The sequence below is a fragment of the Streptosporangium sp. NPDC006007 genome, from assembly GCF_040614315.1.
In the GTDB taxonomy this organism is placed as follows: domain Bacteria; phylum Actinomycetota; class Actinomycetes; order Streptosporangiales; family Streptosporangiaceae; genus Streptosporangium.
On the sequence record NZ_JBEXUG010000006.1, the window covers coordinates 77,989 to 96,124 of the forward strand.

General features: G+C 73.9%; 7 protein-coding genes and 1 pseudogene. All 8 read right to left on the reverse strand.

The window, feature by feature from the left end:
- Positions 1-11: 11 nt before the first annotated feature.
- Positions 12-1,625: a carbamoyltransferase C-terminal domain-containing protein gene (locus ABZ194_RS07205; RefSeq protein WP_355593306.1), complete on the reverse strand. Its 1,614-nt coding sequence runs from the start codon at positions 1,623-1,625 to the stop codon at positions 12-14.
- Positions 1,622-2,776, reverse strand: a complete 1,155-nt coding sequence (locus ABZ194_RS07210; RefSeq protein WP_355593308.1) for a glycosyltransferase family 9 protein — start codon at positions 2,774-2,776, stop codon at positions 1,622-1,624. Before ABZ194_RS07210 ends, ABZ194_RS07205 begins: the two co-directional genes overlap by 4 nt.
- Positions 2,777-3,174: 398 nt before the next feature.
- Positions 3,175-3,378 (reverse strand): annotated as a pseudogene (locus ABZ194_RS07215) (MbtH family NRPS accessory protein); the annotation flags it as partial.
- On the reverse strand, positions 3,375-4,808 hold the full coding sequence (locus ABZ194_RS07220) for a condensation domain-containing protein (protein WP_355593310.1): 1,434 nt from the start codon (positions 4,806-4,808) through the stop codon (positions 3,375-3,377). The gene ABZ194_RS07220 and the pseudogene ABZ194_RS07215, both read right to left, overlap by 4 nt.
- Positions 4,805-5,851, reverse strand: coding sequence for a TauD/TfdA family dioxygenase (locus ABZ194_RS07225; protein ID WP_355593312.1), 1,047 nt, complete (start codon positions 5,849-5,851; stop codon positions 4,805-4,807). Before ABZ194_RS07225 ends, ABZ194_RS07220 begins: the two co-directional genes overlap by 4 nt.
- Positions 5,848-8,430: an AMP-binding protein gene (locus tag ABZ194_RS07230; RefSeq protein ID WP_355593314.1), complete on the reverse strand. Its 2,583-nt coding sequence runs from the start codon at positions 8,428-8,430 to the stop codon at positions 5,848-5,850. Before ABZ194_RS07230 ends, ABZ194_RS07225 begins: the two co-directional genes overlap by 4 nt.
- Entirely contained in the window at positions 8,427-16,241 is a 7,815-nt protein-coding gene (locus ABZ194_RS07235) for an amino acid adenylation domain-containing protein (protein WP_355593316.1), read from the reverse strand. Before ABZ194_RS07235 ends, ABZ194_RS07230 begins: the two co-directional genes overlap by 4 nt.
- A complete protein-coding gene (gene asnB / locus ABZ194_RS07240) occupies positions 16,238-18,133 on the reverse strand; it encodes an asparagine synthase (glutamine-hydrolyzing) (protein ID WP_355593318.1) in 1,896 nt (631 codons plus the stop codon). The genes ABZ194_RS07235 and asnB overlap by 4 nt, the downstream gene beginning before the upstream one ends.
- Positions 18,134-18,136: the final 3 nt, after the last annotated feature.

Below are 18,136 nucleotides of genomic sequence, written 5' to 3' on the forward strand. Positions count from 1 at the left end.
CCCCCCGACCATCACGCCCCCCGTCTGCTGACCAGAGTGTGCGGCAGCGCGAGGTAGTCCAGCTCGCAGGTGAGCAGGGTGCGCACCGCGTCCTGTGGAGTCTCTGCGATCGGCTCGCCCTTGGTGTTGAGGCTGGTGTTCAGCACCATCGGTACTCCGGTCCGGTCCTCGAAGGCGGTGATGAGGTGGTGGAACGCCGGGTTGTCCTGGCGGGACACGGTCTGGAGGCGGGCGGTGCCGTCCACGTGGTTGATCGCCGGCACCTGCGCCGGGCGCCGGACGGGGACCGCTCGGAGCATGAAGGGGCTGTCTCGCAGGCCGAACCACTCGGTGGCCCGCTCGTTGAGCACCGACGGGGCGAACGGGCGGAAGTGCTCGCGGAACTTCACCCGCGCGTTGAGCCGGTCCCGCATGGCCGGATCCCGGGGGTCGGCCAGAATGCTGCGGTGGCCCAGCGCGCGCGGGCCGACCTCGCCGGCGCCGTCCCACCATCCGACCACCGCGCCGCCGGCCAGCAGCTCAGCGGTCCTGCCGATGTAGCCGGGCACCGATTCGACCACCAGGTGGCCGGCGTGGGCGGCCAGGGCCCGTTCGACGGCCCGCTGGTCGTAGGTGCGGACCGAATACATCAGGCCGGCGTTGTCGTGGGGGAGGCGCGGGTTGCCGAGGACGTGGTGCCAGTGCCACAGGGCGGCGCCGATCGCCGTGCCGTCGTCTCCGCAGGCCGGGTGGAAGTGGATGCGCTGGAAGTCCGATCCGGCGAAGGCCAGCTGCGTGGCGATCGCGTTGAGCACCGTGCCGCCGGAGAGGCAGATGTCAAGGTTGATCCCGTTGCGTCCGCAGATCGGGGCGAGATCGGCGAACACGGCCGCCATCTGGCGCTCCAGGCCGAGCTGGATGTAGTAGGCCAGGGTGGCGTTGAGGGACCGGCCATCGGCCTGGACGTGGACGGGGGCGCGCTCGGCGAACCTGACGAGCTGTTCGAAGTCGACGAGGTTGTCGGGGGGTTCGACGTCCGCGGCGGGCCGGCCGTAGGGCGCCAGGCCCATGACCTTGCCGGCGCCGACGATGCTCGACCCGAAAAGCAGCTCGGAGACCGAGCAGTAGCCGATGTTGGCGTTGAACCACTTGTCGTAGTCGCGGCGGAGCGGGTAGAGCTTGTTGTCCCGCCCGAGAAACGCCCTGCACCCCGTGGGGTCGACGGCCAGCGCGACCGAGCTCTCGAACGGCGAGGTGAAGTAGGCCGTGGCCGCGTGGATCAGATGGTGTTCGGGGTTGACGGTGCACGGGATGCGGTGACCGTCGATGTTCACGACGGTGTTGCGCTGGTTGACCCAGAACTCGAACCACGACTCCTTCAGGTCGGAGCCGTGCAGGCGGACGATGTCCGGCGAGTCCATGTTGTGTAGGTTGCAGAGCATGACATGGTCGAGGTCGGCCAGTTCCAATCCCGCCTGGTCGAGCAGTTCGGCGAGGTCGGCGGCCCGCAGGCCGGGGTGTTTCTTGACACGGGAGAAGCGTTCGGTGTTGACGTAGCCCCGGATCCGGCCCTCCGACAGCACCACCGCTGAGCCGTCGTGGTTGAAGTTGACGGACAGGATGTTGCGGACGTTTTCCGTACTCATCTCGGGCTCCCGCCTGGTCGTCCGCGGACGGCGGAGAGCTGGCCCGCCACCGCTCGCCACACCTCGTCCACGGGAAGGTCGGTCAGACATTTCGGATACGGCCCCTCCATGGACAGGTACGCCACGGGGCAGTCGTGCCCGCATCGCCGGGACGCGACGTCCTCGGCCGCGTGCAGCAGGTCCCGGCACGGATAGCGCAGTGACACCCCGCGGTGCCGGGGATAGACCCGCGTCCACAGGAACTCCGTTCCGGTCGGCCCGTAGACCACCACCGTCGGTGTGCGCAGCGCGGCGGCCAGGTGGGCGGGCGCCGAGTCGTTGCCGACCAGCAGATCGACACCGGCGAGGAGGGTGGCCGTCCGGTTGAGGGTCTCGCCCGCCGCGAGATGGACGCGTGTGCCCGGCCGCCGGCCGAGCACCTCCCGGCACAGCGACATCAGCTCCGGCCTCTCCTCGTCTGTGCCCAGCAGGTAGATGCTCGCACCGAGCTCGTCGGCCAGCCGGACGCACAGCGTGGCGTAGTGGGCCGGTGGCCAGCGCCGGTTCCAGTGCCGCGCGCCACCGGGGTGCACCGCGACCCTGGGCGCCGGAAAGTCCAGCTCCGGTATCCGTTCCGGGCGCGTCGGCAGCGGGGGGACGACCTCGCCCGGCCGAAGAGCCGGAACCCACCCGATCGCGGCGGCCACCGCCCTGGCATAGTCGTAGAGGTCCGGCCGTCCCAGCAGGGGTGGTGGCAGCCGGATCGGGTGGGTGATCGCCGCGTCCGCCGGGCCGCCGGCCGCCAGGGCCACCCGGACCGGGATCCCCGCGGCACGGGCGTCCCGCGCGTCGAGGTCCCTGCTGTCCGGGTCGACCACGCACATCTGGAAGGCCCGGCCGGCCAGCGCCCGCCGGAACTCCCGCCACCGCCGGGGATCGGAGTCGCCGATGTCGGGGCAGCGCATCACATCGGTGGCGTAGCTGTGCGCGGTCAGCAGCTCGGAGAAGTGGTCGGCCAGCCCGGTCCCGGCCACGAGGCTGACCTCGGCGCCCGGGTGGGCGCGACGCAGCAACGACAGCAGGATGTTCCGCTGCACGAGGTCGCCGAGGCCCGGGCCGCGCAGCCGCGCGAACACCGCGATCCGGTCGGCCGTCCCCGGGACGCCGGTCATGTCCCCTCCTCTCCGCCGCCCGCGGCGGTGCTCTAGGCCGTCCGTTCCAGCCTGCCCCTGCCGGTCAGGGTCTCCAGGTCGAGGCGGACGACGCATCGCACCGGCTCGAAGTCGAGCGTGAGGGTGCCGGCGAGGCGCACCTCGCCGTTGCCGGCGGCGAAGTCCGCGTCCGTCAGGTCGGTGGCGTCCGGGTCCAGCCGGACCCCCAGTTCGGTTCCGCCGCGGGTCTCGGTGAACCGGACGAACACGTAGCCCTCGCCGATGGCCGCGCCCAGCGCCTCAACGGTGCGGTCCGGCCGCAGGCTCGCCTCCACCGGGTGCTCGGCGGCGCAGAGGCGATCGACCAGGGACGGGGTCGGGTCCTCGGGCACCTCTTCCGGCTCGGCGCCGGAGGTGGCGGCCATGTGCTCGCGCAGGCTGCGCGGCCGCATGTCCGTCCACACCTCCTCGATGTAGGACAGGCATTTCTCCTTGTCGCCGCTCCGGCCGACGGCTCTCCAGCCGGCGGGGATCTCCTGTTCGGTCGTCCAGATCGAGTACTGCTCCTCGTCGTTGATCACCACGTGGTAGGTGGGCTCGGGCGCGTGGGTCGTCTCAGTCACCGGTCACTCCTCCGAACGATTTCCCTGTCTGTGATTTCTCCGCCTGTGGTCTCCCCGCCCCCACCGGCCCCCGCCTTGATGATCCCCGTGGTCAGCGGGGCCGCCGGGTCGGTGACGGCCCGTTCGACGGCGGCGTCGAGGCAGGGGAGCAGGCCGGAGGTCGCGGGCCGATCGGGCTGGAGCCCGTTGTGGTCGAACACGATCACCTTGTCCTCGCCCAGCTCTCCGACGCTCAGGTCGAGGTTGGTGCCGTCCCATCCGCCGGCACGCGCGGCGTTGCCGGCTCCGAGCAGGTCGGCCTCCCGGAACAGCTCGATGGAGACCCCGAGTTCGGCCAGTGAGCGTTCACCGCGGGTGAGCGAGCTGCTCGGCGCGTTGCGGCAGAAATGGACGGCCGTGTCCCATCGCGCGGCGACCCGGGGCGGCACCGCCACGCCGAGCTCGACGGCGAGGTCGACCACGTCGTGATAGGGGAGGTAGTGCACGACCGCGTCGAGAAAGCCGATCCGGGTGCGTAGCATCACGTCGCGGAACGAGGGGTCGCGCAGGCCGGCCAGGTCCACCCCGAATACGAGACGATCCGTCAGCGGGCCGATCACCGGCCCCAGCTCAAGGTGGTCGCGCAGGTCGAGCTCGGCGCTGAGGTGCGGCCTGTCGCCCCGCGCGCCGTGGGCGTGAAGCCACCAGGCGGTCAGCGCCGCCAGGGCGAGCGATCCGCTGCCTCCCCCCCGGCCGCCGAGTTCGGTGAGGGCGTGCCAGCGGGCCCCGGAGATCCGCAGCCGTGAGGTCCGGTTCTCCCGAGCCGGCGCCTCAGCGGCCGGGTGGTCGCGCAGCGGAGGCAGCCGGCGAGACCACCAGCGGCGCCGCGCCGCGACCACGTTCTCCCTGCCGAGCGGGTGGAAGTCCACCACCTCGGCGAAGTCGCGGTACCGGGCGGCCCGGAACCGGCCGAAGTATGCCTGCCATACCGCGCCCAGCACCATGTAGAGGGAGCGGGCGTCGAGCAGCAACCGGTGGGCGACGACGCCCAGCACCACGTCGTGGCCGGTCAGCCGCACCAGGTGGAAGCGGACCAGCGGGCCGCGCTCGGGGTCCGTGTGGCGGCCCCGGTCGGCCCGCAGCAGCGCGACGCAGCGGGCGTGTGGCTCGTCATCGCCGCGCAGGTCGGTCCGGGTCAGCGCCGCGCCGTCGCCGTCCGCCCGGAGCCACAGCCCGGCGTCGTCCTCCGCGAAGGTGGTGCGCAGCAGGGGAACGGCGTCGGCCACGGCGGCGACCGCCCGCGCCAGCCGGTCGTCGTCGACCGTCCCGCTGCCGAGGAGGCCGCGGGCGGCGAAGGCGGCCGAGGGCGGGGCGTCCCGCAACCACGGCCACTGGCCGCGCTGGAGGAACGAGGCCCTGCGCGGGCCGCGCCACTGGGGGGGTCCCGTCATGACGGCTCCTCCCCGGCCCGCACGTCGTCCCAGCACACCGATCCGGCCATGCCGACCAGCACCCGGCGCGGCCCGGAGAACGGCTCCCGGCCGTGCGCCGCCAGGAGGTTGTCCACGAGCAGTACGTCGCCCTCCTGCCAGGGGACGGCGGCCTGCTCGGCCCGGTAGGCGTCGCGAAGGTGCCTCAGTACGGCCGGCTCGATCGGCCGGCCGTCGCCGTAGTAGGTGTTGTTCGGCAGGTCCTCCTCGGCGAACTGGCGGAGCAGGGCGTCTCGCACCTCCGCCGGCAGGCTCGTGACGTGGAAGAAGACGGCGTGGTTGAACCAGACCCGCTCCCCGGTCACCGGGTGCTCGGCGAGCGCGGGCCGCACCTGGCTGGTCCGCAGCCCCCCGCCGGGCTTCCACTCCAGGTCGACCCCCCGTTCCCGGCAGTAGGCGGCCACGCCGTCCCGGCTGCCGGTCTGGAACACCTCGGGCCAGGGCAGGCCCACGCCGTCGCCGTAGTTGCGTACGTAGCGCACGCCGTGCCGGGCGAAGGCACGCACCACCCCGGGATCGAGACGTGCCAGGATCCGCCGCGTGTCCGCCACCGTGGTCGCGCCGCCGCGCCCGGGCGCGGTCAGGCAGCAGAACACCAGGGTGGCCACGCAGTCGCGCTGGTAGGAGTTCTCGTTGTGCAGCGCGATGGGCTGGTCGGCCGGGTGATCGGTGGCGGTGTAGATGCGGTCGCCCACCTCGGTGCGGGGTGACGAGCGCTCCATGTAGGCCTGGGGTTCGCCCGCGAGCGCGCGCACGACGGCGCCGAAGTCCTCCCGCGTCACGCCGAAGCCGCGGAAGAGCAGTGCCCCGTACCGAGACAGCCAGCCGTGTACGCGGTCTTGACACGCCTCCGCCCACCCCGCGAGGTCGACGCCGTCATGAGCGGGCCGCAGCAGGAGGGGGAGCCGCGGCCCGGGGGGCGTACCGTCGGGGCGCACCCGGTCCGCGGTGGCCGGCGTGACGGCGTGTCGCTGATGGGGGACCGGTCCCCGGCGCGGGTTCACCCCTTCTCCCCGGGGTGACCGCCGAGCAGCGCGTGCAGGGGGCGGTCGCCGGCGCCGAGCCGCAGGACATCGCGGAGCGGGGCGGTCTCCATCGTCCCGACCGGGCACAGCCCCAGTCCCTGTTCGGCGGCGGTCTCCATCAGCAGCTGTGTCATCGCGCCCGCCTCGAACATCGCGAAGTCCGCGGCGAGGTCGCCGTAGAGCGGGGTGATCGCGTCCATCCGCGCGACCAGGTAGAGCGAGAAGGCCGACTCCCGGAAGCTCCGCCGGTTGATCTCGGCGTGGGCGGTGACGTCGACCAGGGCGCCCGGCGCGACGGGTATCAGGAGGTTGCGCTCCGGGTGGTGGTAGTAGCTGCCGGCCGGCAGTTCCCGGATCCGGCCCGGCTCGGCGACCAGGTAGACCTGGAGGGGGTACGCGCCGCCGGCCGAGGGGTATCGGCGTTTGGGCTCCCCGCCGTGCCGGATCTGCCGCACCGCGCCGAGGAGTTCGGCGACCGCGGCGAAGTCCACCGGGCGCGCCCCGAAGCCGCGGTGCGTGCGGCGGGCGACGAGGCGGTCGGCTCCGGCTCCCGCCAGGGCGATGCCCTCCGTCTCGTCGAACTCGTGCCGGATCCCGTGCGCGGCGTCCTTGAACGCCTGCCGCTCCAGGACGCCGCCGAGCGGCGGGGGGCTCGCCGGGGCCGGCGCGGGCTCCCGCGGCCGGTCCGCCGGTGCTGCGGCCGGAGCGGCCGACGCGGGCTCCGACTCGCCGAGATGCTTGCCGACCAGCACCCCGATCGACGGGAAGCGCAGCAGTTCCTCGACGTCCACGGTGACGCCCAGTTCCTCCTCGACGGCCGTGGCCAGCCGGACGAGCTCGATGGAGGTGGCGCCGACGTCAAGCAGGCTCATGTTCGGCTCGATGTCGCCGACGCCCAGTACCCGGCGTGCGATCCGCGTCACCTGCTCGATGAGCTCGCCGCCGCCGCCGGTGGTGGTGGTGGTGGGCGCCTCGGCCACCACGTCGTCCCCGGCGCCCTGCCGGGGGGCCTCCGCCAGCGCGCGCCGGTCCACCCTGCCGTCCGGGGTGAGGGGGAACTCGGTCACGACATCGACGCGCCCGGGCAGCAGATAGGGCGACACCTTGCGGCGGAGGTGGTCCAGCAGGCGGGAGCCGTCGATCCGTTCTCCCGGCGCGAGCCGGACGTAGGCCAGCGACTCCGAACCGCCGGCGACGGGCACCACGACCGCGTCCCGCACCGCCTCGTGCCCGGCCAGCGCCACCTCGGTGTCGTGCATGTTCAACGCGCGGCCGTGGACCGTCACCTGGGCCGTCTCGTCGCCGACGACCTCGGCGTCGCCGTCGGGGAGCAACCGGCCGAACTGTCCGGTGCGCAGCAGCGGTTCCCCTGTCTCGGGGTGCCCTGCCCGCTCATCCGCCTCCGGGTCGGAGCAGGATTCGGCGACCACGCCGCCGAAGTACAGCCGTCCGGTCACCCAGACGGGGCACTGGGTCATCGACTCCGACAGCACGAAGATCCGCTGGTTCGGCAGCGGCCTCCCGATCGGCACCGAACGCCACTCGTCGCGCGGGTCGTCGAGCTCGGCGCAGGTCGCCCACAGTCCGGGAACCGTGGCGGCGCCGAGGGAGGCCACCACGAGATGGGGGCCGGCCCGCCTCCGGAGGCGGCGGACCAGATCCGGGGGGAGGCGCTCACCGCCGACCAGGACCAGCCGGAGCCGGGGGGGAAGTCGCCCGCCGAGGGTCTCCAGGTGATCGACGAGCATACCGAGCAGGGTGGGCGGGGAATGCCAGACGCTGATCTGCTCGCGCCGGAGCGACTCCGCCCACGCCGAGGGGCTGCGGGCGTCGAGATCCTGGCCGAACACGAGGGTCGCGCGGGCGAGAAGGGCGCCGAAGACCTCGTACAGGCCAAGCCCCGACTCCGGTGGCGACAGCGCGAGCAGGCGGTCCTCGGGCCCCACGTGGAACCGCCGGTTCAGCTCGGTGGCCATCGTCGCGATCGCCCGGTGGCTCACCGGGACCGCGGGCCGCCGGTCGTCCCTCCCCGGAAGGAGGCATGCCGCCGCCTCGGGAGGGCGGTGGACGGCCTTTCGCCCCGGGCCCGGTTCGAGCTCGTCCACGGCGACGATGGTGACCGTGTCCGGCCAGGCCATCCGCTCGGCGAGCCAGGACTGGGTGAGAACGACGCTCGCCCCGGACCGAGCGACCCGCTGCCGGCGGGCGACCTGGCCGAGCGCGGGCGCGACCGGGAGGTGGACGCCGCCGGCCCGCAGCACGCCGAGCAGCGCGACGACCTGCTCCCAGCCGGGTTCGACCGAGCACGCCACGCGGTCACCGGGGACGACGTCCAGCGCGTGCAACCGGGCCGCGACCGCGTCCGCTCGGGCGATCAGCTCGGCGTGGCCGAGGGTGCGGCGGGGTGTGATGACAGCCGGCGCCTCCGGCCGCGCGCCGGCGGCCGCCACCAGCTCGTCGAGCGTGCCGGCCGGGATCGGTGCCCGCCGGTCGTTGATCTCGCGCAGCAGCTCCTGCTGGTCCGCAGGGAGCAGCGACGCCGTGGGCCTGGCCGTCAAGGCTGACCACCTTCCGTCTGTCTGGCCTCCGCCACGAGGGCGGCGAGCGTGTGCCCGAAGGCACCGAACATGGCCTGGACCAGGCCCGGGGGGAACGCCGCCGGTACGTGGTCCCACGTGCACACCAGCCGGTCGGCCGCCTCGCCGACCTGGTGGTCCAGCAGCACCTGAGGGGTCTGGCTGATCGCGAAGACCGGCCGGGCGCGCCAGTGGGCGGGTGGTGCGGGCGGCGGCACGCCGTCGGGCAGCAGGGTGCTGGTGAAGACGACCGGCATCAGCGCGTCACCGCGCCGGTCCGGATCGCGGCGCAGCGCCCGCAGCACCTCGACGCCGCTGACGGTCCTGTGCTCCAGGTCCCGCCAGATCTGCGCCTGTATCCGGCGGGCCAGTTCCGGGACGGACGGCGCCGCCGAGTCCACGGCCAGCAACGTCGTGGCGGTGAAGTCGCCGACGAGGGCGTGAACCTGCGGATGCAGCGGGAGGCGGTTGAACGTCGTGAGGTTGAGGGTGAACCGCGGCGCGCTGCTCCAGGCGCCGAGCACGTGGGCGAAGGCGGCGCAGACGACGGCCGACGGGGTGAGGCCGGCGGTGGCCGCCCAGGTCCGCAGTGCCGCCCAGTCGGCTGGTTCCAGCTCGGTCACCAGCCGCTCGAACCGGGGCCGGACCAGTTCCTCCGGGCGCGCGGTCAGGGGCAGCGCCGGGGCGGGCGGCAGCTCCGGCAGCCGGCGCTCCCAGTACCGGTGGGCCCTCCGGTGCGCGGGGCCGCCGCGGAACTCCACCATCGCGAGCAGGTAGTCGCGGAACGAGCAGGTCAGCTCGGGCAGGTCCGCGGCGGGGTCGTGGTAGAGGGTCAGCAGCTCGCCGGTGAGGACACGCGTGCTGTGGGCGTCGGCGATCAGCAGATCCAGGCTCAGGTGGAGGCGGGTGCGCGCCTCGTCGATCCGGTGGGTGCGCAGTTCGAACAGCGGCCACCGCCCGGCGTCGCGCACCTCGTGGGACATCTCGTCGCGGACCGCGGCGAGCCGGTCGAGCGCCTGCCCCGGACGCCTCCCGCGCAGGTCCTCATGGGCCACCCGGTAGGGCGGCACCTCCGGGAGCACCTGCTGGTAGCCGTCCGCGCGGACGATCGTGCGCAACGCCTCGTGCCGATCGACGAGCCGGCGTACCGCGAGCTCCAGCCGCGCCGGGTCCAGGTCGTCGACGTCGAGTTCGAGGTAGCTGTGGGTGGCCACCCCGCCCAGTCCGGTGGCGGTCCGCCTGCCGAGCCAGTAGGCCTGCTGGATGTCGGTGAGCGGGAAGGGCTCGTGACGCCGGTCCGGGTCCGGGCGCAGGACCGGCAGCCCGTCCGGGTCGGCGTGCGGGGTGTCCTCGGCCTCCGCGACGGCTTCGGCCAGTGCGACGGCGGTCGGCGCGTCGAGCAGCCGGGCCAGCGGGATCCGGACGCCCTTGGACTGCTGGACGAGGGTGAGCAACCGGATGGCCTGCAGTGAGGTGCCGCCCAGCGCGAAGAAACCGTCGTCCGGTCCGACCTCCTCGACGTTCAGCACCTCGCGCCACAGCGCCGCCATCTCGGTCACCAGCGAGCGCAGCCGGCCGGTGTCCCGGACACGCGGCTCCGCCCGCGTCCGGTGCCGGCCGGCGTGGCGGCGGAGTTCCTCCCGGTCGACCTTTCCGTTGCCGGTCAGTGGGAGCGCGTCGACGAGGTGCAGCGTCGAGGGCACGAGGTAGCCCGGCAGCAGCTCGGCGAGCCGCCGTCGCAGCGTGGCCGGGTCGAGCCGCTCCCCGGGTTCGGCCGCCACGTAGCCCACCAGCCGCTTCTCGCCGCGTGGGTCGCCGTCGGCCACGACGGCGGCGGAGCGTACGGCGGGGAGCCGTTCCAGGGTCGCCTCGATCTCACCGATCTCCACCCGGAACCCGCTGATCTTGACCTGGTTGTCCTCCCTGCCGAGGAACTCCAGCGTGCCGCCGGGCAGGTAGCGGGCGACGTCTCCGGTGCGGTAGAGGCGCTCCCCTGTCCGGGGGTGGGTCAGGAAGCTCTGTGCGGTCCGTACGGGGTCACGCCAGTAGCCGAGGGCGACGCCGGCGCCGCCGATGTACAGCTCGCCCGCGACCCAGTCCGGCCGCGGGGCCAGGGCGCGGTCCAGGACGTGCGTGGTCTGGTTGTCCATGGGCACGCCGTAGGGGATGCTGCGCCAGTCCGGGCCGACCTCGCCGACCCGGTACCAGACCGACCAGATCGAGCCCTCGGTGGCGCCGCCGAGGCTGGTCACGCGGGCGTCGGCGGCGAGCCGCCGGATCCGGTCCGGTAACGCGACGGGGATCCAGTCGCCGCTGAGAAGGACCACGCGCAGGGTGCGGAGCGCCCGGGGCGCCAGCGCTTCGGCGTACCCCGCGAGGACCTCGGCCAGCGCGGGAACCGAGTTCCACACGGTGATCCGCTCGCGCGCGACGAGCTCCGCCCAGTGCGCGGGCTCACGGTGGCGGAAGTGGCTCGGCAGCACGACGGTCCCACCGGCCGCGAGCACGCCGAACAGGTCGTAGACGGCCAGGTCGAAGCTGAGTGAGGACACCGCGAGCACCCGGTCGCGCGGGCCGATGCCGAAGTGGCGGTTGACGCAGTTGACCGTGTTCGCCGCGCCGCGGTGGTCGATCATCACGCCCTTCGGCTCCCCCGTGGAGCCGGAGGTGAAGATGACGTAGGCGAGGTCGTCGAGCCCCTGGACGGACCCCAGTGGCTCGTCGGCGGCGCCGACGGCGTTCTCGTCGTCGACGGCCAGCGATCGCACGCCGTCCGGGAGCGGCAGCTCACCGACGGCCAGGTGGGTGAGCACGATGCGCGCCTCGGCGCGCCGGATGAGGTGGGTGAGCCGAGCCGCGGGCAGGTCCGGGTCCACCGGGACGAACGCCGCTCCGGACTCCAGGACGCCGAGCGCGGCCACCACCTGCTGCCACCCCTTGCGCCCGGCGACGGCGACGAGCTCGCCGGGCCCGGCGCCGAGTCCGCGGAGCGTGCGTGCGATCCGGTGGGACCGCGCGGCCAGTTCGCGGTAGGTCATGCGGAGTTCGCCGTCGACGACGGCGACCTGTTCCGGGAGACGGCCGGCCGCCGCGAACACGGCGTCGTGGAGGCAGCGGTCCGGTGGCGGCGCCGCGGTGGCGTTGACCGCGGCGCGCCGGTCCCGCTGGGGTGCCGGCAGCGGGATCCGGAGGGGCCGCTGCCAGGCGCCGGCCTCCGCGGCGAGTTGTGACAGCAGACGCCGGTAGGCGTCGAACATGCCGTCCAGGACACCGGGGGCGAACAGCTCGCCGACCGCGTCCCAGTTGAACACCAGCTCGCCCCGCTCCTCGCCGACCTGGTGGTCCAGGTGGACCTGCGGCGTCTGGGTGATGCCGTAGGCGGGCTCGCCGAGCGTCCACGCCCCGGCCCCGGCGGGTTCGCCGCCGCCGGCGAGCGGCAGGTCGGATGTGAACACCACGGGTGTGACCAGCCGGGGGCGTCCGCCGTGTCGTGCCGTCCACTCCCGCATCACGGTGACGCCGCTGACCGCCGACCTGTCGAGGTCGGCCCACAACCGTCGCTGCAGGGCGCGGGCGCGGTCGACGAAGCCGCCGGGGCCGGTGTGGTCGACCTCAAGCAGGGTCAGCGAGGTGAAGTCGCCGACGATCTCCCCGACCCGGGGGTGCGCCGGCTCCCGGTGGAACACCGTGAGCATCAACGAGTAACGCGGGCGCCGGCTCCAGGTCGTCAGCGTCTCGGCGAAGGCCGCCAGCAGCAGCCCGGAGGGGGTGAGGCCGGCCGACGCGGCGCGGGTCTTCAGCGCCGCCCACTCCGGTGCGCCGACCCGGCCGGACCGCCGCTCGAACCGGGGTTTGCCCAGGGTCTCCGGTGCCCTCGCCAGCGGCAGGTCCGGACCGGCGGGAAGTTCGGCCACCCGCTTGCGCCAGTAGTCCAGCGCGGCGGCGTATTCGGCGGACTCCCGGCGCCCCCGCTCGGCGAGCACGTAGTCGCGGAAGCTCACCTCCAGCGGTGGCGGCTCATGGCCGGGCTCCCGGTAGCGGGCTCCCAGTTCGGCCATGACAAGCCCGAAGCTGTAGGCGTCGCAGATCAGAGCGTCGACGCTGACCTGGACGCGCGCGCCTCCGTCGCGGAGCAACGCCACACGGACCTCGAACAGCGGCCACCTGCCGGCCGGCAGCACCTGATGCGACATCTCCTCCCGCACCGCCATCAGGCGCCGCCGCTCGTCCGCCTCCGGCACGTGGCGCAGGTCCTGGACGGCGACCTGGTAGGGCGGAACGGTCGCGAGCACCTGCTGGCGGCCGTCGGAGCGCACCACCGCGCGCAACATCGGGTGGCGGGCGATCACCCCGCGCAGGGCGGCCTGGAACCGGCCGACGTCCAGGTCGGTGACGGACAGCTCCAGATAGGCGTGGGTGGAGACCTCGCCGAGGTCGAGGCTGTCGTCCCGCCCGACGTAGTACGCCTGTTGCGCATCGGTCAGGGGGAACGGCTCGGTGAGCGCCTCGGGTGCGGGCACGATCCGGAGCGGGCGCGGAAGACGGCCCAGGTCTCGTTCCCGTCCCTCGATCCGGGCGGCCAGGGCGGCCACGGTGGGGGCGGCGAACAGGTCGCGCAGCCCGATGTCGACGCCGTACCCCTCTCGTAGTCGCGCCGCCACCCGGGCCGCCAGTACGGAATGCCCGCCGAGGACGAAGAAGTCGTCGTGGGGGCCGGGCCGCGGCCGACCCGGGAGCAGCTCGGCGAACACCTCCGCCACCGCGGCCTCCAGGCGGGTGCGGGGCGGGGCGGGGCGCCGGGCTTCGACGGTGGCGGCCGGGGTGGCGGGGTCCGGCAGCGCCTGCCGGTCGACTTTGCCACTCGGGGTCAACGGCAGGGCGGGGACCTCGGTGAACAGGCCGGGCACCATGTGGTCCGGGAGCCGTCGGCGCAGGAGGTCGCGTAGCGCGACGGGGTCGAGGGGACCGTCCGCCACCACGTAGGCGGCGAGTGCCGTCGACCCGGTGGCGTCGGGACGTGCCGTGACCGCGGCCGCGCGGACGCCGGGATGGCTCAGCAGCGCCCGTTCCACCTCTTCCGGCTCCACGCGGTGGCCACGGATCTGGACCTGCCCGTCAAGGCGGCCGAGGTGGTCGAGCTGACCGTCGGAGCGCCGGCGTGCGGCGTCTCCCGTTCGGAACGTCCGGGCCCCGGGCGGGCCGTCCGGGGCGGGCAGGAACACCGCGGCGGTGTCGGCCGGACGCCGGTGGTATCCGCGTGCCAGGCACTCTCCGCCCACGTACAGCTCGCCGCGCGCGAGCGGGGGCAGCGCACGGAGCACGGGGTCTCGCACCTGCGCGGTCACGCCGCCGATCGATCGCCCGATCGGCACCCGGGAGCCCGGTGAACCGGCGGGAACCTCGGCGGCGGTCGCGTCGGCGGAGACCTCGGAGGAGCCGTAGAGGTTCAGCAGGGTCCGGCCGGGCAGCCGGTCGTGGAGGCGGCGGGCCAGGCCGGCGGTGAGGGTCTCACCGCTGAGGATCCAGAACCGCAGCGCCGGCAGCCGGTCGCCGAGATCCGGTACCTCGTCCAGCAGCATGCCGGCCAGCGAGGGTACGCCGACCAGTCTTGTGACCCGGTGCCTCGCGAGCAGGCCGACCAGCCGGGCCGGGTCGGCGGCCTCGTCGGGGGAGAGCACGAGCAGCGGCACGCCGGCGGCCAGCGGGCCGAACGTCTCCCACACCGAGTCGACGAAGCCGAGGGCGGTGCGTGCCGCGCAGACCTCGCCGGGCTGGAACGGGTGGGTTCGCTCCAGCCAGCGCACCCGGTTGACCGCCCCCCGGTGGAGACCGAGCACGCCCTTGGGCCTTCCGGTGGAGCCCGAGGTGTGCAGCAGGTACGCGAGGCCGTCGGCGTGGATCGGCAGGCGAAGGTCGGTGGTGGCCTCGGCGCCCAGCTCGCCGGCCTGGCCGTCCAGGCACAGCACCGGTCCCCGGTATCCGGGGCAGCGGTCTCGCAGCGCCGTCGTGGTGACGAGGCAGGCCGGGGCGGCGTCGGCGAGGATCTCCGACAGCCGCACGGCGGGGTGGCCGGGGTCGAGTGGCACGTAGGCGGCGCCGGCTTTGAGTACGCCGAGCGTCGCGGTCACCGAGTCCGGGGAGCGGGGCAGGAGCAGGGCCACCCGGTCCTCCGGGCGCACCCCCATCGCGCGCAGCCGGCGGGCGAGTTGGTTGGCGTGCGCGTTGAGCCGCCGGTAGGTGATCTGCCGGCCGGCCGCGAGGAGCGCCACCGCGTCCGGTGCGCGCGCGGCGCGCTCCTCGAACAACCCGTGCAGGCGGGCGCCGTCTTCGACCGCCGTCTCACGGTGTGGGGCGGGCGTCACGGGGAGGAGCCGGGCGCAGGGCAGGCCGGGGTCGTCGGCGACGCGTTCCAGTGCGGCGCGCAGGTGGCCGGCGAGGAGTCGCACCGTGGCCGGGGTGAAGAGGTCGAGGTCGTATTGGAACGCGACCTGCAGGCCGTGCGGTTCCCGCCGTACCTCGACCGTCAGGTCGAACTGTGTGCCGCCGAGGTCCACGTCCTCGACCTCGGCGGTGAGCCCTGTCAGGTCGAGCCCCGGCGGAGCCTGGTGCGCCACGCACACCAGGCGGATCGGTGGTTCGGCGTCGGTGCGGCCGTCCGTCCGCAGCAGCTGGATCAGCCGCTCGTACGGCAGTTCCTGGTGGGCCTGCGCGGCGAGCACGCGCTCCCGCACGTGGCGCCAGAGTTCCCGGAAGCCGGACCGGTCGTCCACCGCGAACCGGAGCATCACCACGTTGACGAAATAACCGATCAGCCTTTCCAGCTCCGCGCGGTTCCGGCCCGCGACGAGGGTGCCGACGACGAGGTCGCGCTGACCGGTCACGGTCCGCAGCACCGCCACGAGGGCGGCCAGCACCAGCATGAACAACGAGCCGCCCTCGCGGCGGCGCAGCTCGGACAGTCGCCGGGTGACCGAGGGGGACAGGACGAAGCCGTGGTTCGCGCCCTCGCCGCGGGGTTCGGCCCGCCGCGGCAGGTCGGCGGGGAGGTCGAGATGGGACAGGTCGCGGACCTGGTCGTTCCAGAACTCCGTCAGGGCGTCCAGTTCCTCTCCCCGCAGCCGCCGGCGCTGCCAGGCCGCGTAGTCGCGGTACTGGACGGCGAGGACGGGCAGGGTGGCAGGCCCGCCGTGGAGGAGGTCGCGGTAGAGGGCGGAGAGCTCCTCGATCAGGATGCCGTTGGACCAGCCGTCGGTGGCGATGTGGTGGAGGACGAGCAACACCAGGTGGTCGCGCGGTGCGAGCCGGAAGACGGTCACCCGCAGCAGCGGGGTGGCCGACAGGTCGAACGGCCTGCGGGACTCCTCCCGCAGCAGAGCCTTGGCGGTCTCCTCCGGCCTGGCCGACGCGCTCAGGTCCACGAGCCGGAACGGCGGATCGGCCCGCGGGTGCACGGTGGTCGTGATGTCGTCGCCGTCCCACCGGAAGCCGGTGCGCAGCACCTCGTGTCGTTGGACCACTTGGCGCAGCGCGGCACGCAGGGCGGTGACGTTGAGCGGGCCGCGCAGCCGGACGGCGGTCGCGTAGTTGCAGGCCGACGGCGCCAGTCCGTGCAGGACCCACATCCGCTGCTGCCCGTGCGACAGCGGGGCCGGCTCGCCGGGATCGAGGCGGCGCACCCCGCCGCGGGAGCCGGCTCGGCGGCGGAGCGTCTCCTCGAACAACGCCCGGCGATCCGCGGGCAACGCCGCGACCCTGCGGGCGAGCTCGTCGGACCCGTGCTGCGTCCCGGTCACGTCTCCCCTTCCCGCCGGCTTCCCGCCAGCCCGAACTCCTCGGCCAGCACGGCGACCGTGCCGACGAGCTGTATCAGGCGCTCCCCTGCCGCCCGCTGGTGCGACGGCCGTACGGCGAGCCGCTGGACCAACCGGGCGACCGCCTCCGGCCGGAAGAACGGGTTGTCCCGCATGGCCGATCCGCCGGCCAGCTCCCGCACCACGGCGAGCATCCGGTTGTCACTCACCACCGGCGGCGCGAGGAATCCGCGTTTGCGCCCGGCGCTCACCTCGGGCGGCAGCCGGTCGGCCATCGCGGCCCGCAGGGGGTACTTCGTCGCGCCGTCATGGGTGTAGCGACGCAGCGGGGTGCGCCGGGTCACGGCGAACAGGTGGTGATCGAGGAACGGCAGCCTGGCCTCGACGGCCTGGGCGGCGTCGAGGCGTTCGGCGGCCAGGATGTAGTTGGGCAGCCAGCTCTTGGCGAAGAGGTAGGTGGACTGGTGGAGCGGTGCCCGGCCGGCGAGCCGGTCACCGGCCGCGCCGAGCAGCGGGGTACAGGCGTCGGTGCCCGCCAGTTCCTCGGCGAACTCCGGCCGGAGGAGGGGCACGACCGGGGATGTCACCGACAGATACCGGTCGAGCACCCAGCTGGGCACGAAACCCAGCTCGTCCAGCAGGGTTCGCAGGTGGGCGGGTGCTCCGGCCTCGGCGAGCCTGCGGTAGCCGCGCCGGGTCTCGGCGAGCAGCTCCGGGAACAGGCCGAGCGCCAGGTCCTTCTGGAACTGCGGGTATCCGGCGAACAGCTCGTCGCCGCCCTCCCCGCCCAGCACGACCTTGAAGCCGTGTCCCCGGATCGCCCGGCTGTGCAGGTAGCGGGCGATGCCGTGCGCGTTCTCCTGGACGGTCTCCCCCGCCCGGACGGTTTTCCGTATGTGCCGGCCGAAGTCCGCGCGGCGGGAGTCGATCTTGTGGTGGTGGATGCCCAGGTGGCGGGCGGTGCGACCGGCCACCCCGCTCTCGTCGAAGGCGGGGTCGTCGAATCGGACGGTGAAGGCGGTGACCGTGCCGTACCGGGCGGCGGTGGCGACCACGCTGGTCGAGTCCAGGCCGCCGCTGAGGTGGTAGGCGACCGGCGCGTCGGCGATCATCCGGACCCGCACCGCGTCCTCGACGGCGGCGCGGATCTCGTCCACGTGGTCGTCCCAGCGCCCGTCCCCGCCCTCCAGCTCGGCCGCCGGCGGGTAGTCGAGGTCCCAGTATCGGTGCACGGTGACGCCGTCCGGTCCCGCGACGAGGTAGCTGCCGGGGGGCAGCTGGAAGATGCCGGCGAAGAGCGTGCGGTCGGTGGGCAGCGCGACCTGGAGGTGCGCGGCGAACGCCGCCGTGTCCCAGCGCGCGGGCACCCCGCAGGCCAGCAGCGCCTTGATCTCCGAGGCCAGCAGGAGCCGGCCCTCGTGCCGGGTGTAGTACAGGGGCTTGACGCCGAAGCGGTCACGGGCGGCGAACAGTTCCCCCGACCGCTCGTCCCAGATGACGAAGGCGAACTCGCCGCGGAGCCGGTCCAGGGCCCGGGGGCCCTCCCTCCGGTAAAGGTGCAACGCGATCTCGCTGTCGCTCTGTGTCCGGAACCGGTGCCCGGCGTCGGCGAGTTCCCGCCGGATCTCCCGGAAGCCGTAGAACTCGCCGTTGGCGACCAGGTGGCGCCGCCCCTCCTCGCCGGCGATCGGCTGGCCGCCGGTGCGCGGGTCGATCACCGCGAGCCTGGTGTGTCCCAGCACGGCGCGCCCGGTCGGCGAACACCAGACGCCGGTTCCGTCCGGGCCTCGGGCCAGAAGGGCCGTCATGCCCTTCTCGGCGTCCGCTTCGGCGAGGCCGCCGTGCGGTGAGTGGATCGCGACGATGCCGCACACGAC